Below are 19,464 nucleotides of genomic sequence, written 5' to 3'. Positions count from 1 at the left end.
ATGAACCGTTCTTAGAAATTTCTTCAAAGAAATTTTCAAGGGTTGTTGTCTATTGTTCAGTTATCAAGGTTCCTGTCGTTCTTTTCTTGCGACAGCTTTGATATTTTATCAAATCCGTTCCGCTTTGTCAAGAACTTTTTTTATTTTTCTTTTTTTGTTTCGCTGTCTCTCGCGAGTCAGCTTAGATATAATACCATTCCATGTTACGAATGTCAACCATTTTTTACAAGTTTTTTCAACTTTTTCTCAGCAGACATTTTAACACTATATCTGGTATTATTTTACGACATTACCCACAAGTTCATATTGAACATACAAAAACTACTGGGTTTCCAGTAGTTTTTTGCGGATAATATCGAGCGGAGAAAGAGGGATTTGAACCCTCGCGCCGGTTTCCCGACCTACACCCTTAGCAGGGGCGCCTCTTCAGCCTCTTGAGTATTTCTCCTGATTCTGAATGAGACTGCAGATCACTCTGCAGCGTTTTATTCAGTTCCGCACTAATAGTGCGAAATTTATTATACTAAACGAATCTTCTAATGTCAACGGAATTTTTCAAAAATTTTCAATAAATCACAACAGTTTAGACATTTGCATTTATTACATTCTGAATCCGCTCTTGTACAACAGCAGCGATTTCTGTAGTTTTCATATCTTTGTAATCTTCATAATAAATCGGCTCAAGAAAATGAACTTGAACCGTCACCTCTTTAATTGTATTCGTATCAAAAGGTTTAAACGAATCAATCAGAGCAACAGGCACGATTGGACACTGCGCCTTTGTAGCTGACTTAAAACTCCCTCCTTTAAATATCCCGACACGATTCCCGTTTTTTGATCGTGTCCCCTCAGCAAATATAAGATAGTTTCTTCCTTTTTTCACTTCTTTTGTTACATTAATAATAACCTGCATAGCCTGGCGTACATCTTCTCTGTCAATCATATATGCCTTCATACACGCAAATACTTGTTTTAAAAAAGGAATATTTGCAATCTCTTTTTTGGCCACTACCGAAAACGGTCTGGGGCTCGCTTCAATAATTGCCAGCACATCATACAGCCCCTGGTGGTTTGGGAAAAACATAAAGCCGTTTTTCTCCGGAAGGTTTTCCCGCCCGTGTACATCAATATGAACATTACCTCCTCTGTTAGCATGGAGATCTATCCATTTCAGGAATGCATACATATCTTCTTCACTATATTTATCCACGTGGGCAGCTCTATAACAGAGACGGATCCATCCATACGGGACTATAAACAGGTTTCTTAACACCATTATCAAAATACGCTTCATAATTGCACGGTCCTCATTCTTTCGTATTTATTATGCGCAGAAAAGCTCCCTCCCAAGGGAGCTTTTCTATTACAGGCTGATTTCAATATTTCTGTTTGTTCTATGATACTGATGATATCTGACTCCTGCAGCATCCATCATTCGCTTGGACGCCTGCACGCCTGCAGTATCAGCATATTTGTCACAGTCGTAAATCACTTCTCGGATTCCCGACTGTATAATGGCTTTCGCACATTCGTTGCACGGGAAAAGTGTAACATACAGTTTCGCTCCCGCAAGACTTCCGCCACTGTAATTCAATATTGCGTTTAGTTCACTGTGAGTCGAATATACGTATTTTGTTTCAAGGGGATCTTCACCTTCCCTGGCCCATGGAAATTCATCATCAGAGCATCCGATCGGAAATCCATTATATCCCATGGATAATATCTTATTGTCCTGACTCACGATACAGCATCCAACCTGGGTATTCGGATCTTTCGATCGCATACCAGACAACATCGCAACCCCCATAAAATACTCGTCCCATGACAGATAATCATTTCTCTTCCCCGACATATCTCCTTCTCCTCCTGCAGTATATAAGCACATACATTGACTTCAGTATTTTATAGCGCCTTTATTTTGTCCCGAATATACGATCTCCTGCATCTCCAAGTCCGGGCACGATATACCCGTGATCATTCAGCTTTTCGTCCAGTGCACCTATATAAATATCCACATCCGGATGTTCCTCCTGCATACGCTTGACTCCTTCAGGCGCTGCAAGAATGCACAGAAAACGGATGTGCTTAACTCCTTTGTCCTTAAGCATACGGATCGCAGCCACACTCGAACCGCCCGTTGCCAGCATAGGATCGACTACAAAGACTTCTCTCTCTCCACAGTCCGCCGGAAGTTTGCAGTAATATTCTACCGGTTCAAGTGTTTCAGGATCCCTGTAAAGTCCGATATGTCCCACCTTTGCGGTCGGTATCATGGACAGCATCCCGTCTACCATTCCCAGTCCGGCTCTCAGGATCGGTACGATCGCCAGTTTCTTTCCTGCAAGAACTTTACCTGTCATCTCCGCGATAGGAGTCTTGATCTTCACCTCCTGTGTCTTAAGATCTCTTGTAGCTTCATAGCACATAAGCTGTGCGATCTCTCCTATGACCTCGCGAAATTCTTTTGTTCCTACACTCTCCTGCCGAATATAACTGATCTTATGAGCAATCAGCGGATGATCCATCACTACTGTTTTTCCTGTCATTTTTCTTCCTCCGTAAGTGAATTTAATTTATCTGCAAGTTTTTTCACCAATTTCTCCAAAACTTCCAGGCATTCTCCATATGCTGTCAAAGGCTTCCCGTAGGGATCCGGTATCTCCGTATCATCCCCGACAAATTCATTCAGGGTATATATATTCTCCATATTGCCATACTCAGCCAGTATCCTTTCCTTCTCACTGGCATCTATTGTAAGGATCAGTGTATCTTCTTGAATATCTTCACTGTCAATCTGCAGAGAACTGTGTTCAGCCAGGGTCATTTGAGCACTTTTCATAACCGCTTCCGCTTTCTGATTAGCCGGTTCAGGAAAAAGAACCACCATCCCTCTCGAATTGATCACATATTCCTGCTTCAGGTCACAATGTCTTAAAAGTTCTGCAGACATCGGCCCTCTTGCAGAATCCGTACCGCTCACAAACGTGATTTTTCTGTATTTCTGAAGTTTTACAATATCTGATGCCGGTATCCTGACATGCCCTGCCGCTTTTTCCAGGCGGTTCATGATTGCAGTTCCTATCCCCTGCACAGCAAAAGATTCACTGTAAATAGTATCCACATCCTCTTCGTCAAATTCTCTCAGGACGCCATACAGATTGCGCGCAATCGTCTTCTCATTTTCTCTCGTGCCTATATTTTTGACAATCCCATGATTATAAAATGGCAGTGTCTCGTTTGTAGCAATAATTCCAACCGGATGTTCTTTTCTGTCCGCCTCATACGCAAGCTGCCGGATAGCCAGTATCTCCTCCCTGAGATCCCCTTCTACGATTACCAGTTTCGCTTTCGGTGCATAATGTCTGTATTTCATTCCCGGCGCTTTTGGCGGCTGTGCACTATTCTCACTCAAAAGCGTCTGATCAATGTCCACCGGACCGATCACTTTTTTAAACATTTCTGCAGTGACTGCGCCAGGCCTTAAAATCATTGGAGGGGAAACTGTCATGTCTAATATAGTTGATTCCAGACCGATATCCACCGGGCCGCCGTCCAGAATCATATCTATCTTGCCACTCAGATCTTCTTCCACATGACGAGCGGTTGTCGGACTTGGCCGGCCCGAAGTATTGGCACTGGGAGCGGACACAAATCCACCTGCCGCACGAATCAGTGCCCGGGCTATCGGATCAACAGGCATACGTACTGCAACCGTGTCCAATCCCCCGGTAGTGCCATAAGGCACCTCCTCACTCTTTTGAAATATCATTGTCAATGGTCCGGGCCAGAAATGCGCTGCGAGCATATCAGTCTCCGGTGGGATATTCACTGCTATTTTCTTCAGATCTTCATAATCTGCAATGTGTACGATAAGCGGATTATCCGAAGGCCTGCCTTTTGCTTCATACGTCTTTCTGGCTGCCTCCTCCTGAAGCGCATCCGCCCCCAGGCCGTAAACCGTCTCTGTAGGAAACGCTACCAGCTTTCCCTCTCTTAGCAGCATCCCTGCTTCTTCAATAATATTTTTATCTATTTGATTTTTATCTATTTTTCTTATTTTTGTCTCCATAAAATCTATTATACCATCATTCGTATTAAAAAAGAACCATTCAATTTATATATTTCTCAATTCCACTAACAACAGCATTTGCAACTGTATTCTGATATTCTTCGCTTATCAGCTTTTCAGCCTCTTCTGCATTGCTCAAAAAACCGCATTCCACAATAACAACAGGGACCTCCGTCTGCTTTAATATGTAATAAGAGCTGTTCGCTTTTTCTTTTCTCGTGTATGACGGATCCATTTTATTAAGTTCTGACTGCAGAATCTCCGCCGCCGTTTCCGCCTCGGCAGAATCCGTATAATAAAACACTTGCGGTCCTCTAACGCCAGATTCCTGATAGCTGTTTTGATGAATACTGACTACAAGTGCAGGCTGTTCTTCATTCATGATTTTTACTCGTTCCATCAGGTCCTGTTTCTGCGTATCTGCCAGCCTGTTGTCCTCAGTTCTTGTCATAATTACGGTTATCCCACCGTCTTCGAGCAACTTTTTTATTTTCAACGAAATTTCCAGATTTATCTGTTTTTCCTCTGCATTATTGATCCCGATTTTTCCGGCATCAATTCCGCCATGCCCCGGATCCAGTACAATCAGACAGCTGCCGGATGCTTCCGCACCTGTCTCTGCAGTCTCCATAATAGACTCTTTTAATCTCTTTCCCGCATCCCTGCATATAACAATCACTGCAATCATTACTGCAATCATTACCGCGGCTTTCATTTTTCGGCACATAAAATCATCCCCTTTCCCGCATATACTAAATGTATATGCAGGAAGGGGATGTCTCTTTCTGAGGTGTCAGATTAATTTACATACTGTAGAATCAAATCCCATACGCCGGAATTTTCCATACCAAGACTCCACTCTGCAACTCCCGCCAGCTCGTTCGACTTGATGACTTTCAGCTTTTCTTCGAGGGACTTGATATCTTCCAGCCAGATTTTGTAGGTGCCGCCGTCTGCTTCCCACTGTGCATAATTCTGCATAGTCTCTGCATCCCATTGAGCTTCTGCCCCGGCATCTTCAACTATCTTGGCAGCTTCATCCATACTATACGCTGTACTTGTCACTTTATTAGAATATGACGCCGCCTCTGTTCCTTCTTCCTGTGCCAGTTCTTCCTCTGTCTTCGGAGTTTCAAGCCACAACCTCGTAAAAAATGGCACACCGGCAATCAGCTTATCCGCAGACACAGACTTCAGCGCATCCGCAATACCATTTTCAAGATAACTAATCGATGCCACCGATCCCGCCTCATAGGAACCGTCCGTATGTTCATCATAGCCCATGATCACCACATAATCAGCTACTGCGCCCTGTTCTGCAAGATCAAAATGTGCATTATACGGCTGCGGAACATAATTATCCACAGAAAATACGAGACCGTTCTGTCTGCATCTGACCGACATCTCCCGCACAAATTGAATATAATGTTCTCCACACTCTGCAGATACCAGCTCAAAGTCCAGATTGATTCCGTCTATTCCTTTTTCAATGGCTTCTGCGATCACCTGATTAATGATTTTCGTACGTTTCGAAGTATAGCTAAGCACTTCGTACGTCTCATCATAGGAATTAATCCCTCCATGAAAATCCCGAAGCACAGCCCACACTTCCAGGTCAGACTGGTGCGCATAATTTACATAATCCGCGTCTGCAAGGGAAGATACATTTCCCTCTGTATCTGCGAGGCTGAACCATGTGGGGGCAATCGTTGTCAGCCCTTTCGTCCCCGCAATCGTCTCAAGTATATAGCCGTTTGCATCTGAATTGGAAATGTTATGCCATGCCATATTAATCGTATAGTCTTTTGAAATATTAGTATATACCGGCTCGTCAAATTCCCTTGATATCGTCTCTGTGGAAATATCTTTCAACAGGTTCGTTCTGACATATCCAATGAATCCATCCTCAGTTCCCACTTTCATCCAGTCATTTTCATCTTCCAGCAGGACAACCTTGCTGCCTTTTGAAACTTCCGTCAGAATCGGGCTTTTCACGCCCCCCTGATAGCGTACCTGCGTGTCCCGCTTAATTTCTGCAGTCTGTATATCTCCCCAGTCAGATGTAATCACCACTCTTGCAGGGTCTTTATACACCTCACACTCCATATTGGTATACTCCTGGATGAACGGAAGCGCAATGTATGCCGTACTTCCCTCCGTTTTCAGGATTGTATAATCCGCGCTCTTTTTCTCTGTTATATCTGTATATTCGCTGCTGCCGACCTCTGCCGAGACACTGCCTTCCGGTAATGTATACAGCAGAATATTCTCATTTGAATCCCAGTAAAAACGTTTATTAATCCGGTCTCTCACGACAGAATATTCAATATAATACTGTCCATCGTATATCTTTCCCGGTGCATGTGCAGCTTCCGTATCGTCTGCGGACGTATCCGCATCGTCTCTGACGACCTCATTATCCACAACAACCGCAACTTCATCTTCCTGATCCAGTTCATAATATTGTTCAAGATCTGCTTTCTCATTTGACGCACCGTATCTTGTCCATATCAGGAATCCTCCGATCGCTGCGAGAATCAATAGTATAAATATCGTCCATCTTATCGCCGCATTGCGACGTCTTCTCCTGGCTCTGCTGCTTCTCTTCCCCGTTCTGCCTGACCGTCTCTGGCCGGAACTGCTGCCTGACGGACCGTGGGCGTATATATCCGGGCGTCGTCTGCGCGGATTTCCCTTTCCTGTCCGTCGCTGGTCCGCGCCCTTTCTTTCTCTTTCGTCCATGCCGTACCTCCTATCAGCAATCATTATACCACATGCGCAGAAAAGGAAGCGGCGCTTTAGCGCCATTTACTTTTCAAGCCGTGGGATGCGGTATAATTCCTGCGCAGCAGGAAGAAGCGATATAATCGCTCCAGATTGCGTTTTCCGCAATCATTATACCATATTTTCATAGTGAGTCATTAATAATTTGCCTGTTTCAGGAGATTATAAACAGCTGCGCAAAAATACACTCAAATTTGTCCGGCAGATCAAGGGGTATCCTCTGCCTGCTTGTAATCATTGATGTCAGTAAAGATCAGCGCCTCTATATTACCGTCCCTGCTCAGAATATAGTCCCGCATATATGTGCCTTCTTCTTTTGTCATATAAGCCGTCACAATTTGGAGAGGACTGGCCGGATATCCGTCAATCGAGATATCTACTCCCTTCTGTTCATAATTCTCCAGCTCTGCAAACAACTCTCTGTAAACCATTTCTTCCGTTTTCATCTGTCGTATACTCCTTTTCCCGTCCGGATCACAATAAATAGTATTTCGATCAGATTGCCATAAGAAAGTACCCGTGACATACTGCCGGCAGCCTGAAATCCCAAAAGACAGCAGAATCCACAACGGGCATTTTTTCGTCTTCAAATCGTTTTTCCTGCTTAATGAAATAATTGCCGGGATTTCCGGCTCTTGAATCAGAAATAACAGAAAATAACAGAATTGTCTTTTCTTTCCTCCTTCCCCGCATACTTACTTATTGCCGATGCCGTCTTTTGTAAATGCCATTATATGAGCGACGCATCCTGTTTGCAATGTGTTTATTGTTCATAAACCGTGTTGATTTGTTGATAAGTCTTCCAATCTTATATTTTTCTTTACATCACTGAATTTTTTGTTTATACTAATCGTGAGAATATGTATCTAAATCTGTTTGGTGTGCATATTATCTTATATAGTATAAGGATGTGATTATATGAAGATTGAGAAACTCAATGAAAATCAGATTCGTTGTACGTTGACACATGCTGATCTGGCAGCCCGCCATCTGAAACTCAGCGAGCTCGCCTATGGCACTGAGAAAGCAAAATCTTTATTTCGTGATATGATGCAGCAGGCTTCATTTGATTTCGGTTTTGAAGCGGATAATATACCGCTGATGATAGAAGCAATACCGTCTTCAGCAGACTCCATCGTTCTGATCATCACAAAGGTGGAGGATCCCGAGGAACTCGACACACGTTTTTCCCGATTTACACCTTCGGGAGAAAGCGATCCTCTCAATATAGAAGCGCTTGAGAAGCTTGAGGGCGCGGACGAATTCCTCAACCTTTTAAATAAAGTAAAAGAGGCTGCATCGGGAACCAGAACCGCAGAGAAAGAGAAAGAAGAAACGCATACCGCTCCGGTGTTTTCTGTACGTCTGTTCTCTTTCGAAACGCTGGACGGAGTAATCAAGGCTGCCCGTCTTATCGCTCCCGCCTACAAAGGTGCAAACACATTATACAAAGACGGAACCGGAGGAGTTTTCCTGCTGGCGCTTGCACCGTCAGAGCACTCCACGAATGAATTCAACAAAATCTGCAATATGCTTTCTGAGTATGGTACGCCGGAAAAAGCTGATTCCACTGTTCTCGCATTTCTCGAAGAACATTGCGATATCATCATATCAGCAAATGCCGTACAGAAATTATCCACAATCTAAAGGTAAAACAAAAACGCCCCGGAATGTGTACTGCCTTCCAAGAGACAGACACATTCCGGGGCGCTTTTTACTATTTTTCTTTTTACTGCTCTGCTGCCATTGCCGCATTGATCTTCTCTACGAGAAGTTCGCTGTCAATTCCGTGCACCATAGCCGCTTCCTCCAGTGTCTCCATCTGGGATGCCGGGCAGCCGAGGCAGTGCATTCCGATTTCCATCAGGATTGGTGCTGATCCCGGGAAAATGTTGAGAAGTTCTCCGATTTTTGTATCTTTAGAAACCTGTGCCATTTCTATTCCTCCTTAAACTAATTGAATTTCTTCAGTGTTTCTTATTATAATCCCTGATATTTAAATTATCAACTATGTTTTCCATTTTATGCAGTGAGTTTTTTCTGAATTTTCTGACATGTTTTCCACGTATTTTTCGTTTTTTTGAATACTTAAAAGTCAAGAATCAAACTGATTTTTTTCGACAAATTTACATTTTCATAACAACTCACCAAAACGTTCGTTCTTTTTTCACCTCCGAGTAATTCACCAAAAACATATGTTTTTGTGTGGATAATGTGGATAACTCAGTGAAAAACCTCACTTTTTCCACGTTTTTCATTCCTCAGAGTGTGGATAAGTTGAAAACTTCCTGAATTCGAATTTCGACGCTTTTTTACAAATAAAAACATTTTTGTGCATTTTGCTTATTTTATCGACGTGGATGTCGAAAACGGGAAAACTGTATTTTTAACTAAAATACAATCTTCCCGTTCCTACCTATAGTATATCCTCATTTTGTACTTTTCATTGTATCAGAGCACGCGTCTGACCGCATAAATATTTGAATATGTGGCACTGCAGATACATATCCCTTTATCCGAATTCAGAGCATTTACTATATTACCGTCTCCCATATACAGTCCGACATGGCTGCAGTCACCATACAGAATCAGATCTCCCGGCTGTGCCTCTTCATAACTCACAGCATATCCCGAATTCACCATATCATATGTGGTTCTTGGAAGACTGATACCAAAATGTGCATATACCGACTGGACGAAACCCGAGCAGTCCGCGCCGTTCGTAAGGCTTGTCCCGCCCCATACATAGGGATTTCCCACAAACTGACAGGCATAGTCGATTACAGCCTGTCCCACCGTTGCTGTACTGCCGGCTGATGACGCAGAGATTCCTGCTGCTTCTCTGTCTGCCGCCTCCTGCTTTCTGCGCTCTTCTTCTGCAATTCGCTTCTCCTCTTCCTCTTTTGTCTCCCCATAGGAATAGGAGATCTCCTCGGTAACATAATCGCCGCATACCCAGCCGTCAATCTCACCAATTGTTACCGGATACCAGCCATCAACCGGATCACCGGTCACCTGATACTGCTCATCCATCCTGATCTGTGTCAGAATATTCGTATCCGTTCCCTGTCCGTCTCTTACGTTCAGGACATTTGCCGTGACTGTTACGGTATTATTCTCATACTCTCCAGCATGTTCCTGTGCTTCATTTCCCGTTATAAGCGTGTCTGCAGGGACATATCCCTCTGCTGCACCCGAACGGATCTTCGTCCAGCCATCCAGATACTCCAGCACCTGAGCCGCAGAGTCTTCATATAACTTTCCGACCCAGTCGCTGTTTTCATCCGGGGCATTCCTGATATAGGTAAAGTCTCCCGTATCAGAAAATGCCATATTCAAATACTCTCCCTCTTCTGTTGGCACCAGATAGAGATCAATATTGTCTTTTACTTCTGTCTCATAACATTCTTCCAGTACCGATTCGATCCCTGATGCCTGTACAAACGGCTGTTCTTCTGTATTTTCTGCCGCTGTTACACGAAGCACACTCCCCGGGATCATGATCGCTCCTGCCATGGCAGAAAGGACCACTTTTTGCTTGATGTGTGTCTTAACCATATAAAACCTCCTTGATGTCTGTGTCTTTATCTTTTGTAGGAAGTTCTAAATGTTACACATTTGTTAAATTTGTTACGTTGATATTATATCAAGTGTCTTTTTCTATGTCAACCGGATTCTCAGGGTTTTCTTATACACTTCTCGACATTTTTTATTGACTCATCCTTCATAAAATATCTTATTACAGTCATTTCTTAATTATTTTGTAATAAATTGGCGCAAATATTCCCAATTGTTATTCGCAAAAAATATTAGAATACCTGTTGACAAGATAAGAAAATTGTATTATATTCTAATTACAGTAATCGTTATCATTATTATTTTAATAACGGTTCTCATTTAGTAATGAAAGGGGGATTCCCATTGGCAGCTTTAAAATATAGTAGACAACGAGAATCCATCAAACATTTCCTGATGACAACCAAAAAGCATCCTACAGCCGATGAGGTTTACATGCACGTCAAAAGAGACTTTCCGAACATAAGTCTGGGAACTGTGTACAGAAATCTGAATCTTCTGACCGATATCGGCGAGGCAGTAAAAATTTCTACCCCTGACGGAGGAGACAGATTTGATGGAAGGACCGAACCTCACAATCATTTTCTGTGTAAAAAGTGCGGACGATTACTGGACCTGGAACTCGATATGAAGAGCATCGATGAAGTCAATCGTCTCGCTGCAGAGAATTTTGACGGACTGATCGAATCCAGTTCTACACTATTTTATGGTGAATGCAGTGACTGCATTAAAAAGTCTTAACAATACATTTTCAAGAAAAGGAGACAAGAATTATGAAAAAATGGGTATGTACAGTATGTGGTTATGTTTACGAGGGAGAAGCTGCACCGGCTGAATGTCCGGTTTGCCATGCACCGGCTGAGAAATTCCAGGAGCAGTCCGGAGAGATGACATGGGCTGCTGAGCACGTCGTAGGTGTTGCTCAGGGCGTAAGCGAGGACATCCTTGCTGATCTGAGAGCAAACTTCGAGGGCGAGTGCTCTGAGGTTGGTATGTATCTTGCTATGGCAAGAGTTGCTCACAGAGAGGGATATCCGGAGATCGGACTCTACTGGGAGAAAGCTGCTTACGAAGAAGCTGAGCACGCTGCTAAATTTGCTGAGCTGCTTGGCGAAGTTGTTACAGACAGCACAAAGAAGAACCTTGAGATGCGTGTAGAAGCTGAGAACGGTGCTACAGCCGGCAAGTTCGACCTGGCTAAACGTGCGAAAGCTGCTAACCTTGATGCAATCCATGATACAGTTCATGAGATGGCAAGAGACGAAGCTCGCCACGGCAAAGCATTTGCAGGACTTCTGAAGAGATACTTCGGTTAATTCAAAAATATAATTACAACTGTAGAATAAGTAATATATGAAACAGCAGTTCAGTCTTCCTATGTCAATGCATCTTTGCAAACGTCACAGGCTGAACTGCTGCAGTATCTGAGACTGTCTTTGAGAATTTAATATAAGATTCCCGGAGGCAGTCTCTTTTCATAATTCGCAAAAGGAGGCACATTATGTCTAAATATGCAGGAACAAAAACAGAACAGAATCTGATGGAAGCTTTTTCCGGTGAATCACAGGCACGCAACAAATATACTTACTACGCTTCTGCCGCAAGAAAAGCAGGATTTGTACAGATGGCTAACATCTTTGAGGAAACGGCAAATCAGGAGAAAGAGCACGCCAAAATGTGGTTTAAAGAATTTCACGGCATCGGAAACGTAGAAGAAAATCTTGTCGACGCTGCGGCAGGCGAAAACTACGAGTGGACAGACATGTATAAACGCATGGCTGAGGAGGCTGAGGCCGAAGGATTTACTGAACTTGCCGCTAAATTCCGGGGCGTAGCCGAAGTCGAAGCCGCTCACGAAAAGCGCTATCAGAAACTGCTCGATCACTATCGCGAAGGCAAAACTTTCAAAGATGAGGCGCCTCTCGGCTGGAAATGTAACAACTGCGGATATATCTACGAAGGCGACGAAGCACCGGAAATCTGCCCGGTATGCGCACATCCGAAGGCTTACTTCGAAAGAAAGGCTGAGAATTACTAAAATTCTGGATTTATCGTACTGAGAAAGAGTCCGCCGGGAGGTATGTATTGTTAGCGCACACGTTTTCACTCGGTCGCGGCGTAACGGTACATAAGAGCGCAAAAAACGCGCTCTAAGTGCCGACGCCGCTCCAACGGTGCGTACACAATACATACCTCCCAGCTGCTTTCTTTCCCATCCCGAAAATCGAATTTCTATCGGGAGGAACAAAGCCAGATCTTTATCGACTACCTTCTCTTTTCTACCGGTTTCTCTGACTCTCTGATTTGTCGGAATGACTGCCGGTATAGATAATGCAGAAAACGGACGAGATGAGGCACAGGAAAACGTAAACAGAGGTGACCGGTGTATGATGAAGGCGACTTCGAAGTAATTCGAAGGAAAAAGTTAAGGCTCCGGAAGATGATGTTAAGCCTGAAAATGGAGTGTCTGAGTCGCAGACGAGTTTTCCATTTTCAGGCTTTGTTTTTAATCATCTTTCGGAGTCTTTAATTTTTCCCGAATTACGGAGCGGAACCTGAGTCACATACCGGTCATCTCAAAGAAGTATTCCAGTGTCTCATCTCCGCGCGTTTTCGGACATTATAATTATCGGCATCCACTCCGACAAATCCGAATCATTCTTTAGAAAGGCCCATACCCGATACCGTATGCGATCATGACGAGCACAAATGCACTGACAATAAATCCAAGGTATATCTTCCAGCAGAATTTGATCCAGGATCCATAATCCACTCCGCACATGGAGAGCTGGACGAGGGAACTTCCCGGCCAGAAGCTGTTCGTGATGCCATCGCCGTACTGATAGGTGAGCACGAGTACCTGCTGATTGATATTGAGTATCTTTCCAAGCGGCTGCAGGATCGGCATGACGATGACTGCCTTTCCGCTTCCCGATACTACAAGGAAATTAAACAGTGTCACAAATATAAAGATGATCAGGAGCGCAAGGATGGCGCTTCTGTTTTCCAGAAGCTGTGACATAGCGTGGACAATAGTATCCATGATGCAAGCCTGATTCATAAGCACTACGACTGACTGGGCAAGCCCTACAGCAAAAGCCGCCGCAAACACCCGGACCGCTCCTTTACAGAAGAGCTGACATGCTTCGCTCGGGCCGAACCGGAAAATAATAGCGAGCAAAATAGCCATGATGACATAGATTGCCGCAATCTGCGGGAAGGACCATCCGAGCCGGATGCAGCCGAATCCCTGTACGACGATGATTCCCAGAAATACGAGAAGCCCGAGGACTCTTCTGGGATTCATTTCTTCCATCTGCTCCGTATGATCCTCCTGTTTCCGGTTCATATACTCCTCACTCATCAGACTGAGCGCAGGATTCTTCTTGATCTTACGGCAGTATGTATAGAGCCCGATCAGGCCGATCACATAGAATACGACCAGGCCCACCGCCCGGAAACCGATACCTGAGAACAGTGGCAGACCTACGATCTGCTGCGCCACTCCGGTTGTAAATGTGTTCATCAGACCCGAAGTGAAACCGACCGTACTTCCTACAATGGCAAGTGCCGTCCCCACCATACGGTCATATCCGAGGGCAAATCCGATCGTCACCGCCAGCGGATAGAACGGATATGCCGCCTCTCCATAACCGAGTACTCCGAATACGACGAAGATCGTATAGAAGATACACACGACGGAGAACTCTTTTCCTTTTGTCTTCTTCAGGATCATATTGATCCCCGCGCCGAAAGCCCCGCTGACTTCCAGCAGATAGATGGCACCGGAACTGATAAAGAGCGTTCCCATGATCGTAGCGCCATTGACAAATCCGGTATATATCGCCTCAAAATAATCCATAAACGTGATCGGCGTCTCGTTTTCCACATACTGGAATGTATCCGGATCGATCACTGTGATACCGGAACTGTCCTCAATCCGCTCATATAAACCACTGGGAATTATATAAGAGAGGATCACGACGAACAGCATGATGATAAGCAGTATAATGAAGACATGAGGCATATGAAAACCTTTCTGCTTCTGTGTTTTTCCGTTCATTTTAATTATTCTCCTTTCCGTGTTCCTCGAGCCAGGCAATCGCTGCATTGGCATGGACGGCCGCTCCGATAGGCAGCACTTCTTCGTCCAGTATCATCTTCGGACTGTGAAGCGGTGCATTTCCCGGTTTGCCCGCACCGATAAAGGCGAACATGCCGGGCACTTCTTTGGTCACATATCCGAAATCTTCTGTGCCTGTCATCGGCGGGATCTGATGTACATTCTCTTCTCCGACAATCTCACCGATATGGGGAACCATTTCTCTGCACAGTTCTTCATTTGAAAATGTACAGGGTGTATGGAATATTGTAAGGTCATATTCTCCGTTCCATGCCTTCACATAGTGATCAATAACTTCAGGAATACGCTGTTTTAAATGCTCCGCGGCCTCTACATCCAGCGTGCGCAGTCCGATATGCAGCTCTGCCTCGTCAGGGATGATATTGACCGCAGTGCCTCCCTTTGCAACGCCGCAGGTCAGGGCAACCATTGCCGCAGGATCGGCTTCGCGTGTCGCAAGCAGATTGACCGCCTGATAGACCTGATTCATGATCATGAGCGGGTCCGTGCAGAGCTGGGGCTGTGAACTGTGTCCTCCCCTTCCGTAGATCTTCAGGATAAAGGAATCCAGAGATGCGGAATTTACGCCTACTGCATATCCTACCTCTCCGGTTCTATCCGTCGGCTGAACGTGCAGCCCGAAAGCTGCATCCACCTTCGGATCTGTCAGAGCTCCGTCCTCAACCATGACACGGGCTCCTGCCCCGGTCTCCTCACCCGGCTGGAACATAAGTTTTACAGAACCTTTCAACTCGGATTCCATATCCTTTAATATCTGTGCAGCTCCGAGGAGCATGGCCGCATGGCTGTCATGCCCGCACATATGTCCGGTGCTGCTGCACGACCTGAACTCAAGATCATTGTCCTCGCGGACAGGAAGGGCATCCATATCTGCCCGCAGAAGTATACACGGGCTTCCGTGTCCGATCAGGGCCGTCACTCCGGTTTCCTTTTCCATCCTGGGAAATCCTGCCTCCACAAAATCCTCTGTCATCTTAGGAGGAATCGGTCCGCCGCAGTCCTTCCATGGGATCCCCATCTCGTCCAGACGTTTTTTAATATATGCGCTCGTCTTTGGCAGATCCGTTCCGATCTCCGGGATCTGATGCAGATATCTTCTGTCCTGCGTAATCTGATCTTTCAGATCATAAGCCCTTTTCTTTACCTCTTCCGCCGATATTGCCATATCTTCTTGCTGCTCCTTTCTTACCTCTTCACATCACGGATGTTCCTGCATAGCCCTGCAGCAGTTCCGCATAAAAGAAAAAAACTCCGGACATCTTCTTCCAGCCTCGGAGTTGTCGGTACATAATTATAATAGCTCTCTGCATAATTATGCTTTATGCTAACATTTTTCGCCTGATTTTACAAGGTTTTTTATGATTTTTCCTGACAAAGCCATACCATTCTGATATCATAGACTCCAAAGGAGTGTAAAACAGCATGAAACAATCTGAAAAACATATCTTTATCAACGGAAAAATATTTACGTCTGATGAAACCTGTCCCTATGCGGACAGTATGGTGACCGAGGGCGGACGCATCGTCTGGATCGGAGAAAAAGACAGTATGCCGCAGGAGTATGCTGAAATGATCGCAGCGCACCCATGCACAGAGAACGGCAGCTCCCCGGTGACTGATCTGAAAAACAGGCGCGTGATCCCCGGATTTGTGGACGCGCACATGCATCCGGTCATGCTCGCGGACTTCCGCAAGAAGATCACCGCAATGCCGCCTGAGATCAATTCTATTGAGGATCTGACGGCTGCCATCAAAGAAAGAAGAGAACATCAGGCTCCCGGAGAGTGGATCGAGGGCTGGGGATACGACGAGCAGGGACTTCTTGAAAAACGCTCCCCCACCCGCTATGATCTGGACCGGGGATGCAGTGACTCTCCGGTATCCATTATGCGTACCTGCGCACATATCCGCTGTGTCAACAGTATGGCGCTTAAAATGGCCGGCATAGACAGGAATACTCCGGATCCGCCAGGCGGAGAGATCGAGCGGGACGAAAATGGCGAACCCACCGGAGTGCTTAAGGAAAATGCGCGCAATCTCATCGTTCCCCTGATGCCTCAGGAATCTGTGGAACAGCACGTAGACAATCTGCTGGAGCTGGGGGAAGTCCTCATCTCACAGGGTATCACCACGATCTGTGATATGGGAAATCTGGATTCCAGTGATAATATTCCGGTCTATGAGGCTGCTGCCGAAAGGGGATTTCATCAAAGAGTAGGCGTCTATTATATGTGGGATTTCTTCGCAGATGATAAAGACTTCCATATCCCGGAGGAACTCTTTGACCGGAACCGGCAGATCTTCGCCGCCGGCTTGAAGCTGATCGGGGATGGCAGTATTTCCGGGCGGACTGCATGGATGAACCGTCCGTATTACGGATCTGATAATGAGTATGGCATCTCTGTGTGCAGTGATCATCTGGTCGAAACCGCTATCTCATTCTGCAGGGAAAACCACTGCCAGCTCTCCATGCACGCCATGGGCGGAAGAGCTATCTCGAGGATGGTAGACCGGGCATGTCAGGAAACTTCCTGGACATCCGGCGATATTCCTTATGTCCGGGTAGAGCACGTTACAGATCCCTCAGAAGAAAGCATACGCAAGGCCGCAGAACACGGGATCTCTTTTGTGTCACAGCCGATCTTCCCGTATGCGGAGAGCAAGAGTTATCTCACAAATCTGGGAAAAGAATGGTTAAAAGAATGCTATCCATACAAGGATATGCTGGAGGCAGGTGTATGTTTAGGATTCTCAACCGATGCTCCTGCTACTTACTGGTCAGATCCGTCCGATCCGTTCCCAGGACTGAAACTGGCTGTAACGCGTACTGCTGCCGACGGTACGGATTGCGGAAAGGCCCAGGCAGTCGATATTGAGACAGCCATCAGACTGTACACGATCGGAGCCGCACAGGCTGCAGGATTTCCCGATACGGGAATGCTCGCCCCCGGATACCATGCAGATTTCGCCGTACTCAGCGACGATATCCTGAATATCCCGGCGGAGGATATCGACAAGGTCAAAGTCGTACAGACATATGCGGGCGGCCGATGTGTATATAATCGCTAAACTTCTATAGTAGCAGTGCGGATTTGCGAATGGCGCGGGCTGAACTGTTACCATTTACATTCACTGACTTGGTATTTATATACCCGACATTTACAGAAAAGAGGAATTTTACTATATGTTTTGTTTACCAGAATACAGAGAACCTGATTTTACGGAAAAAAGATTTACTGATGCACCTGACGCCGCCTGGGAAAAGGTGACGATCAAAGGGGTAGCTCCCGAAAATTACCACAGTACATCCATGTACCCGGAATATTTCAAAATAAACGGAAAATGGACACTCGCAGAAGAGAGCCGTATGGATTCGAGCGTCGTGCTATGCGATGACGGTCATCTGAAGGTAGTGGAAAACCGCAACCTGGAAATCGGCGACAAAGTCATCCTCGGCCGTACGGAAAACGGACAGGAGGGCATCTATCTGCATGCAAATGCGTTTGAAGATCCTGACGATACAGAAGGAGACCAGTTTGTCTTCCGTCAGGGCAGAAGCCGGGAGACATCCTACGCAAGAGATTATGACCGCCTCTTCGAGCTTCTGAAATATGAAAAAGAACACGGAAATATTCTCTGGGTAATGGGACCTGCCTTTTCCTTCGATGCGGACGCAAGACGCGCTATGCAGGCGATGGTGGAAAACGGATACGTGGACGGTCTGATGGCGGGAAATGCCCTGGCAACTCACGATCTTGAGGGGGCTATGTTCCACACTGCTCTCGGGCAGGATATCTACACACAGAAATCCCAGCCAAACGGACATTATAATCACCTGGATGTCATCAACCGGGTAAGAAAGAGCGGTTCCATCGCTCAGTTTATCGACGACTATAATATCGACAATGGTATCATGTACAGCTGCGTAAAAAATGACGTTCCGTTCGTCCTCACGGGCTCCATCCGTGACGATGGTCCGCTCCCGGAAGTGATCGGTAATGCCTATGAAGGACAGACTGCAATGCGAAACATGGTCAAAAAATCTACGACTGTCGTCTGCCTTGCAACTATGCTCCACACCATCGCGACAGGAAATATGACGCCATCTTACCGTGTCCTTGACGACGGCACAGTGCGTCCGGTCTTCCTCTATACAGTGGATGCCGACGAGTTCGTAGTCAATAAGCTCTTAGACCGCGGAAGTCTTGCAGCGACTACGATCGTCACAAACGTACAGGACTTTATCATGATCGTGGCAAAAGGACTGGGATTGATGTAAAAAGCTATGCAGAACATAAAATGATCCGAAAAGGTATCTGTTCAAGGACCTTCCCGGATCATTTTCATTTTCTGCTCTCTGTCTAACTGCTTGATCTCCCACTCCCGGCGCATAGCTTCTTCCTTCGTCTGAAACTCCTCGTAATATGCCAGCACCACCGGGCGGCGGGACTTCGTATATTTGGCTCCTTTTCCATCATTGTGCGCCCTGATCCGCTTCTCGAGATCATTGGTCCAGCCGGTGTAGAGAGAGCCGTCACTGCATTTGACAATATATGTATAATTCATAAACAACACCAAAATTATTCTAGCCCATTTCGTACGATTAAGCAATAAAATTCCGGATTTATCGGAGTGAGAAAGAGTCCGCTGGGAGATATGTATTGTTAGCGCACACGTTTTCACTCGGTCGCGGCGTAACGGTACATAAGAGCGCAGAAAACGCGCTCTAAGTGCCGACGCCGCTCCAACGGTGCGTACACAATACATACCTCCCGGCGGACTCTTTCTTTCCCATCCCGAAAATCGAATTTCAAACGGAAGGAACAAAGCCGGATCTTTCTTAACTAAGATTTCATAAATCCTGGCTGATATAGTATTAGTTAAGCTGTGG

The 19,464-nt window shown here is 45.6% G+C and carries 18 protein-coding genes and 1 tRNA gene; 6 read left to right on the top strand and 13 right to left on the bottom strand.

Features of this window, described 5'->3' with window-relative positions; all coding sequences use genetic code 11:
• Positions 1-360: 360 nt before the first annotated feature.
• The 8 genes from FNY66_RS14405 to FNY66_RS14370 form a co-directional block, all read right to left on the bottom strand.
• A tRNA-Ser gene (locus FNY66_RS14405) sits at positions 361-448 on the bottom strand.
• A 135-nt stretch (positions 449-583) separates the two neighbouring features.
• Positions 584-1,294: a lysophospholipid acyltransferase family protein gene (locus tag FNY66_RS14400; protein WP_150311589.1), complete on the bottom strand. Its 711-nt coding sequence runs from the start codon at positions 1,292-1,294 to the stop codon at positions 584-586.
• A gap of 69 nt (positions 1,295-1,363) precedes the next feature.
• Complete coding sequence (locus tag FNY66_RS14395; protein ID WP_087152465.1) at positions 1,364-1,852, bottom strand: deoxycytidylate deaminase; 489 nt, start codon at positions 1,850-1,852, stop codon at positions 1,364-1,366.
• A gap of 61 nt (positions 1,853-1,913) precedes the next feature.
• The gene (upp, locus tag FNY66_RS14390; RefSeq protein ID WP_150311588.1) at positions 1,914-2,546 is read right to left on the bottom strand and encodes a uracil phosphoribosyltransferase; all 633 of its coding nucleotides are present in this window, start codon (positions 2,544-2,546) and stop codon (positions 1,914-1,916) included.
• Complete coding sequence (locus tag FNY66_RS14385; protein ID WP_087152467.1) at positions 2,543-4,069, bottom strand: L-threonylcarbamoyladenylate synthase; 1,527 nt, start codon at positions 4,067-4,069, stop codon at positions 2,543-2,545. The genes upp and FNY66_RS14385 overlap by 4 nt, the downstream gene beginning before the upstream one ends.
• Before the next feature lie 40 nt (positions 4,070-4,109).
• The gene (locus FNY66_RS14380; protein WP_150311587.1) at positions 4,110-4,796 is read right to left on the bottom strand and encodes an N-acetylmuramoyl-L-alanine amidase; all 687 of its coding nucleotides are present in this window, start codon (positions 4,794-4,796) and stop codon (positions 4,110-4,112) included.
• Between the two features lie 71 nt (positions 4,797-4,867).
• Positions 4,868-6,811, bottom strand: coding sequence for a glycosyl hydrolase family 18 protein (locus tag FNY66_RS14375; RefSeq protein WP_150311586.1), 1,944 nt, complete (start codon positions 6,809-6,811; stop codon positions 4,868-4,870).
• Between the two features lie 248 nt (positions 6,812-7,059).
• Positions 7,060-7,299 carry a hypothetical protein gene (locus FNY66_RS14370; protein ID WP_087152470.1) on the bottom strand — a complete coding sequence of 80 codons (240 nt, stop codon included), beginning with the start codon at positions 7,297-7,299 and terminating at the stop codon, positions 7,060-7,062.
• A 472-nt stretch (positions 7,300-7,771) separates the two neighbouring features.
• Between FNY66_RS14370 and FNY66_RS14365 the strand changes: the two genes are divergently transcribed.
• Entirely contained in the window at positions 7,772-8,500 is a 729-nt protein-coding gene (locus FNY66_RS14365; RefSeq protein WP_087152472.1) for an adaptor protein MecA, read from the top strand.
• An 82-nt stretch (positions 8,501-8,582) separates the two neighbouring features.
• Here the strand turns inward: FNY66_RS14365 and FNY66_RS14360 are convergent, their stop codons facing one another.
• Positions 8,583-8,789, bottom strand: a complete 207-nt coding sequence (locus FNY66_RS14360; RefSeq protein WP_087152473.1) for a DUF1858 domain-containing protein — start codon at positions 8,787-8,789, stop codon at positions 8,583-8,585.
• Between the two features lie 515 nt (positions 8,790-9,304).
• Positions 9,305-10,411 (bottom strand): C40 family peptidase, encoded by a 1,107-nt coding sequence (locus tag FNY66_RS14355; protein ID WP_150311585.1) that lies wholly within the window; start codon positions 10,409-10,411, stop codon positions 9,305-9,307.
• A 363-nt stretch (positions 10,412-10,774) separates the two neighbouring features.
• Here FNY66_RS14355 and FNY66_RS14350 point away from each other — a divergent pair, with 363 nt between their 5' ends.
• The 3 genes from FNY66_RS14350 (at position 10,775) to rbr (ending at position 12,467) form a co-directional block, all read left to right on the top strand.
• Positions 10,775-11,170: a Fur family transcriptional regulator gene (locus FNY66_RS14350; RefSeq protein WP_087152475.1), complete on the top strand. Its 396-nt coding sequence runs from the start codon at positions 10,775-10,777 to the stop codon at positions 11,168-11,170.
• Between the two features lie 32 nt (positions 11,171-11,202).
• Complete coding sequence (locus tag FNY66_RS14345) at positions 11,203-11,745, top strand: NADH peroxidase (RefSeq protein WP_087152476.1); 543 nt, start codon at positions 11,203-11,205, stop codon at positions 11,743-11,745.
• Between the two features lie 185 nt (positions 11,746-11,930).
• Complete coding sequence (gene rbr / locus FNY66_RS14340; protein WP_087152477.1) at positions 11,931-12,467, top strand: rubrerythrin; 537 nt, start codon at positions 11,931-11,933, stop codon at positions 12,465-12,467.
• Between the two features lie 624 nt (positions 12,468-13,091).
• On the opposite strand, the gene FNY66_RS14335 is transcribed toward rbr, so the two are convergent.
• The gene (locus FNY66_RS14335) at positions 13,092-14,492 is read right to left on the bottom strand and encodes a YfcC family protein (RefSeq protein ID WP_150311584.1); all 1,401 of its coding nucleotides are present in this window, start codon (positions 14,490-14,492) and stop codon (positions 13,092-13,094) included.
• Position 14,493: 1 nt separating this feature from the next.
• Positions 14,494-15,738, bottom strand: a complete 1,245-nt coding sequence (locus FNY66_RS14330) for a M20 metallopeptidase family protein (protein WP_087152583.1) — start codon at positions 15,736-15,738, stop codon at positions 14,494-14,496.
• Positions 15,739-15,995: 257 nt separating this feature from the next.
• Between FNY66_RS14330 and FNY66_RS14325 the strand changes: the two genes are divergently transcribed.
• Both FNY66_RS14325 and FNY66_RS14320 read left to right on the top strand, forming a co-directional pair.
• Positions 15,996-17,642, top strand: coding sequence for an amidohydrolase (locus FNY66_RS14325; RefSeq protein ID WP_150311583.1), 1,647 nt, complete (start codon positions 15,996-15,998; stop codon positions 17,640-17,642).
• Between the two features lie 115 nt (positions 17,643-17,757).
• Positions 17,758-18,852 carry a putative NPN-dependent ornithine cyclodeaminase gene (locus FNY66_RS14320; RefSeq protein WP_150311582.1) on the top strand — a complete coding sequence of 365 codons (1,095 nt, stop codon included), beginning with the start codon at positions 17,758-17,760 and terminating at the stop codon, positions 18,850-18,852.
• Between the two features lie 41 nt (positions 18,853-18,893).
• On the opposite strand, the gene FNY66_RS14315 is transcribed toward FNY66_RS14320, so the two are convergent.
• Positions 18,894-19,139 (bottom strand): GIY-YIG nuclease family protein, encoded by a 246-nt coding sequence (locus FNY66_RS14315; RefSeq protein ID WP_087152580.1) that lies wholly within the window; start codon positions 19,137-19,139, stop codon positions 18,894-18,896.
• Positions 19,140-19,464: the final 325 nt, after the last annotated feature.

This window comes from Mediterraneibacter catenae (assembly GCF_008691045.1).
Lineage (GTDB): Bacteria > Bacillota > Clostridia > Lachnospirales > Lachnospiraceae > Mediterraneibacter > Mediterraneibacter ornithocaccae.
This window is presented reverse-complemented; position numbering and strand designations above follow the sequence as displayed.

Bases quoted from the DNA above. Each gene is read 5' to 3' on its own strand.
- FNY66_RS14380 (WP_150311587.1), bottom strand. From the start codon at position 4,796: ATGTGCCGAAAAATGAAAGCCGCGGTAATGATTGCAGTAATGATTGCA.
- FNY66_RS14325 (WP_150311583.1), top strand. From the start codon at position 15,996: ATGAAACAATCTGAAAAACATATCTTTATCAACGGAAAAATATTTACG.
- FNY66_RS14365 (WP_087152472.1), top strand. From the start codon at position 7,772: ATGAAGATTGAGAAACTCAATGAAAATCAGATTCGTTGTACGTTGACA.
- FNY66_RS14320 (WP_150311582.1), top strand. From the start codon at position 17,758: ATGTTTTGTTTACCAGAATACAGAGAACCTGATTTTACGGAAAAAAGA.
- FNY66_RS14355 (WP_150311585.1), bottom strand. From the start codon at position 10,411: ATGGTTAAGACACACATCAAGCAAAAAGTGGTCCTTTCTGCCATGGCA.
- FNY66_RS14400 (WP_150311589.1), bottom strand. From the start codon at position 1,294: ATGAAGCGTATTTTGATAATGGTGTTAAGAAACCTGTTTATAGTCCCG.
- rbr (WP_087152477.1), top strand. From the start codon at position 11,931: ATGTCTAAATATGCAGGAACAAAAACAGAACAGAATCTGATGGAAGCT.
- upp (WP_150311588.1), bottom strand. From the start codon at position 2,546: ATGACAGGAAAAACAGTAGTGATGGATCATCCGCTGATTGCTCATAAG.
- FNY66_RS14330 (WP_087152583.1), bottom strand. From the start codon at position 15,738: ATGGCAATATCGGCGGAAGAGGTAAAGAAAAGGGCTTATGATCTGAAA.
- FNY66_RS14345 (WP_087152476.1), top strand. From the start codon at position 11,203: ATGAAAAAATGGGTATGTACAGTATGTGGTTATGTTTACGAGGGAGAA.
- FNY66_RS14375 (WP_150311586.1), bottom strand. From the start codon at position 6,811: ATGGACGAAAGAGAAAGAAAGGGCGCGGACCAGCGACGGACAGGAAAG.
- FNY66_RS14335 (WP_150311584.1), bottom strand. From the start codon at position 14,492: ATGAACGGAAAAACACAGAAGCAGAAAGGTTTTCATATGCCTCATGTC.
- FNY66_RS14360 (WP_087152473.1), bottom strand. From the start codon at position 8,789: ATGGCACAGGTTTCTAAAGATACAAAAATCGGAGAACTTCTCAACATT.
- FNY66_RS14395 (WP_087152465.1), bottom strand. From the start codon at position 1,852: ATGTCGGGGAAGAGAAATGATTATCTGTCATGGGACGAGTATTTTATG.
- FNY66_RS14385 (WP_087152467.1), bottom strand. From the start codon at position 4,069: ATGGAGACAAAAATAAGAAAAATAGATAAAAATCAAATAGATAAAAAT.
- FNY66_RS14315 (WP_087152580.1), bottom strand. From the start codon at position 19,139: ATGAATTATACATATATTGTCAAATGCAGTGACGGCTCTCTCTACACC.
- FNY66_RS14370 (WP_087152470.1), bottom strand. From the start codon at position 7,299: ATGAAAACGGAAGAAATGGTTTACAGAGAGTTGTTTGCAGAGCTGGAG.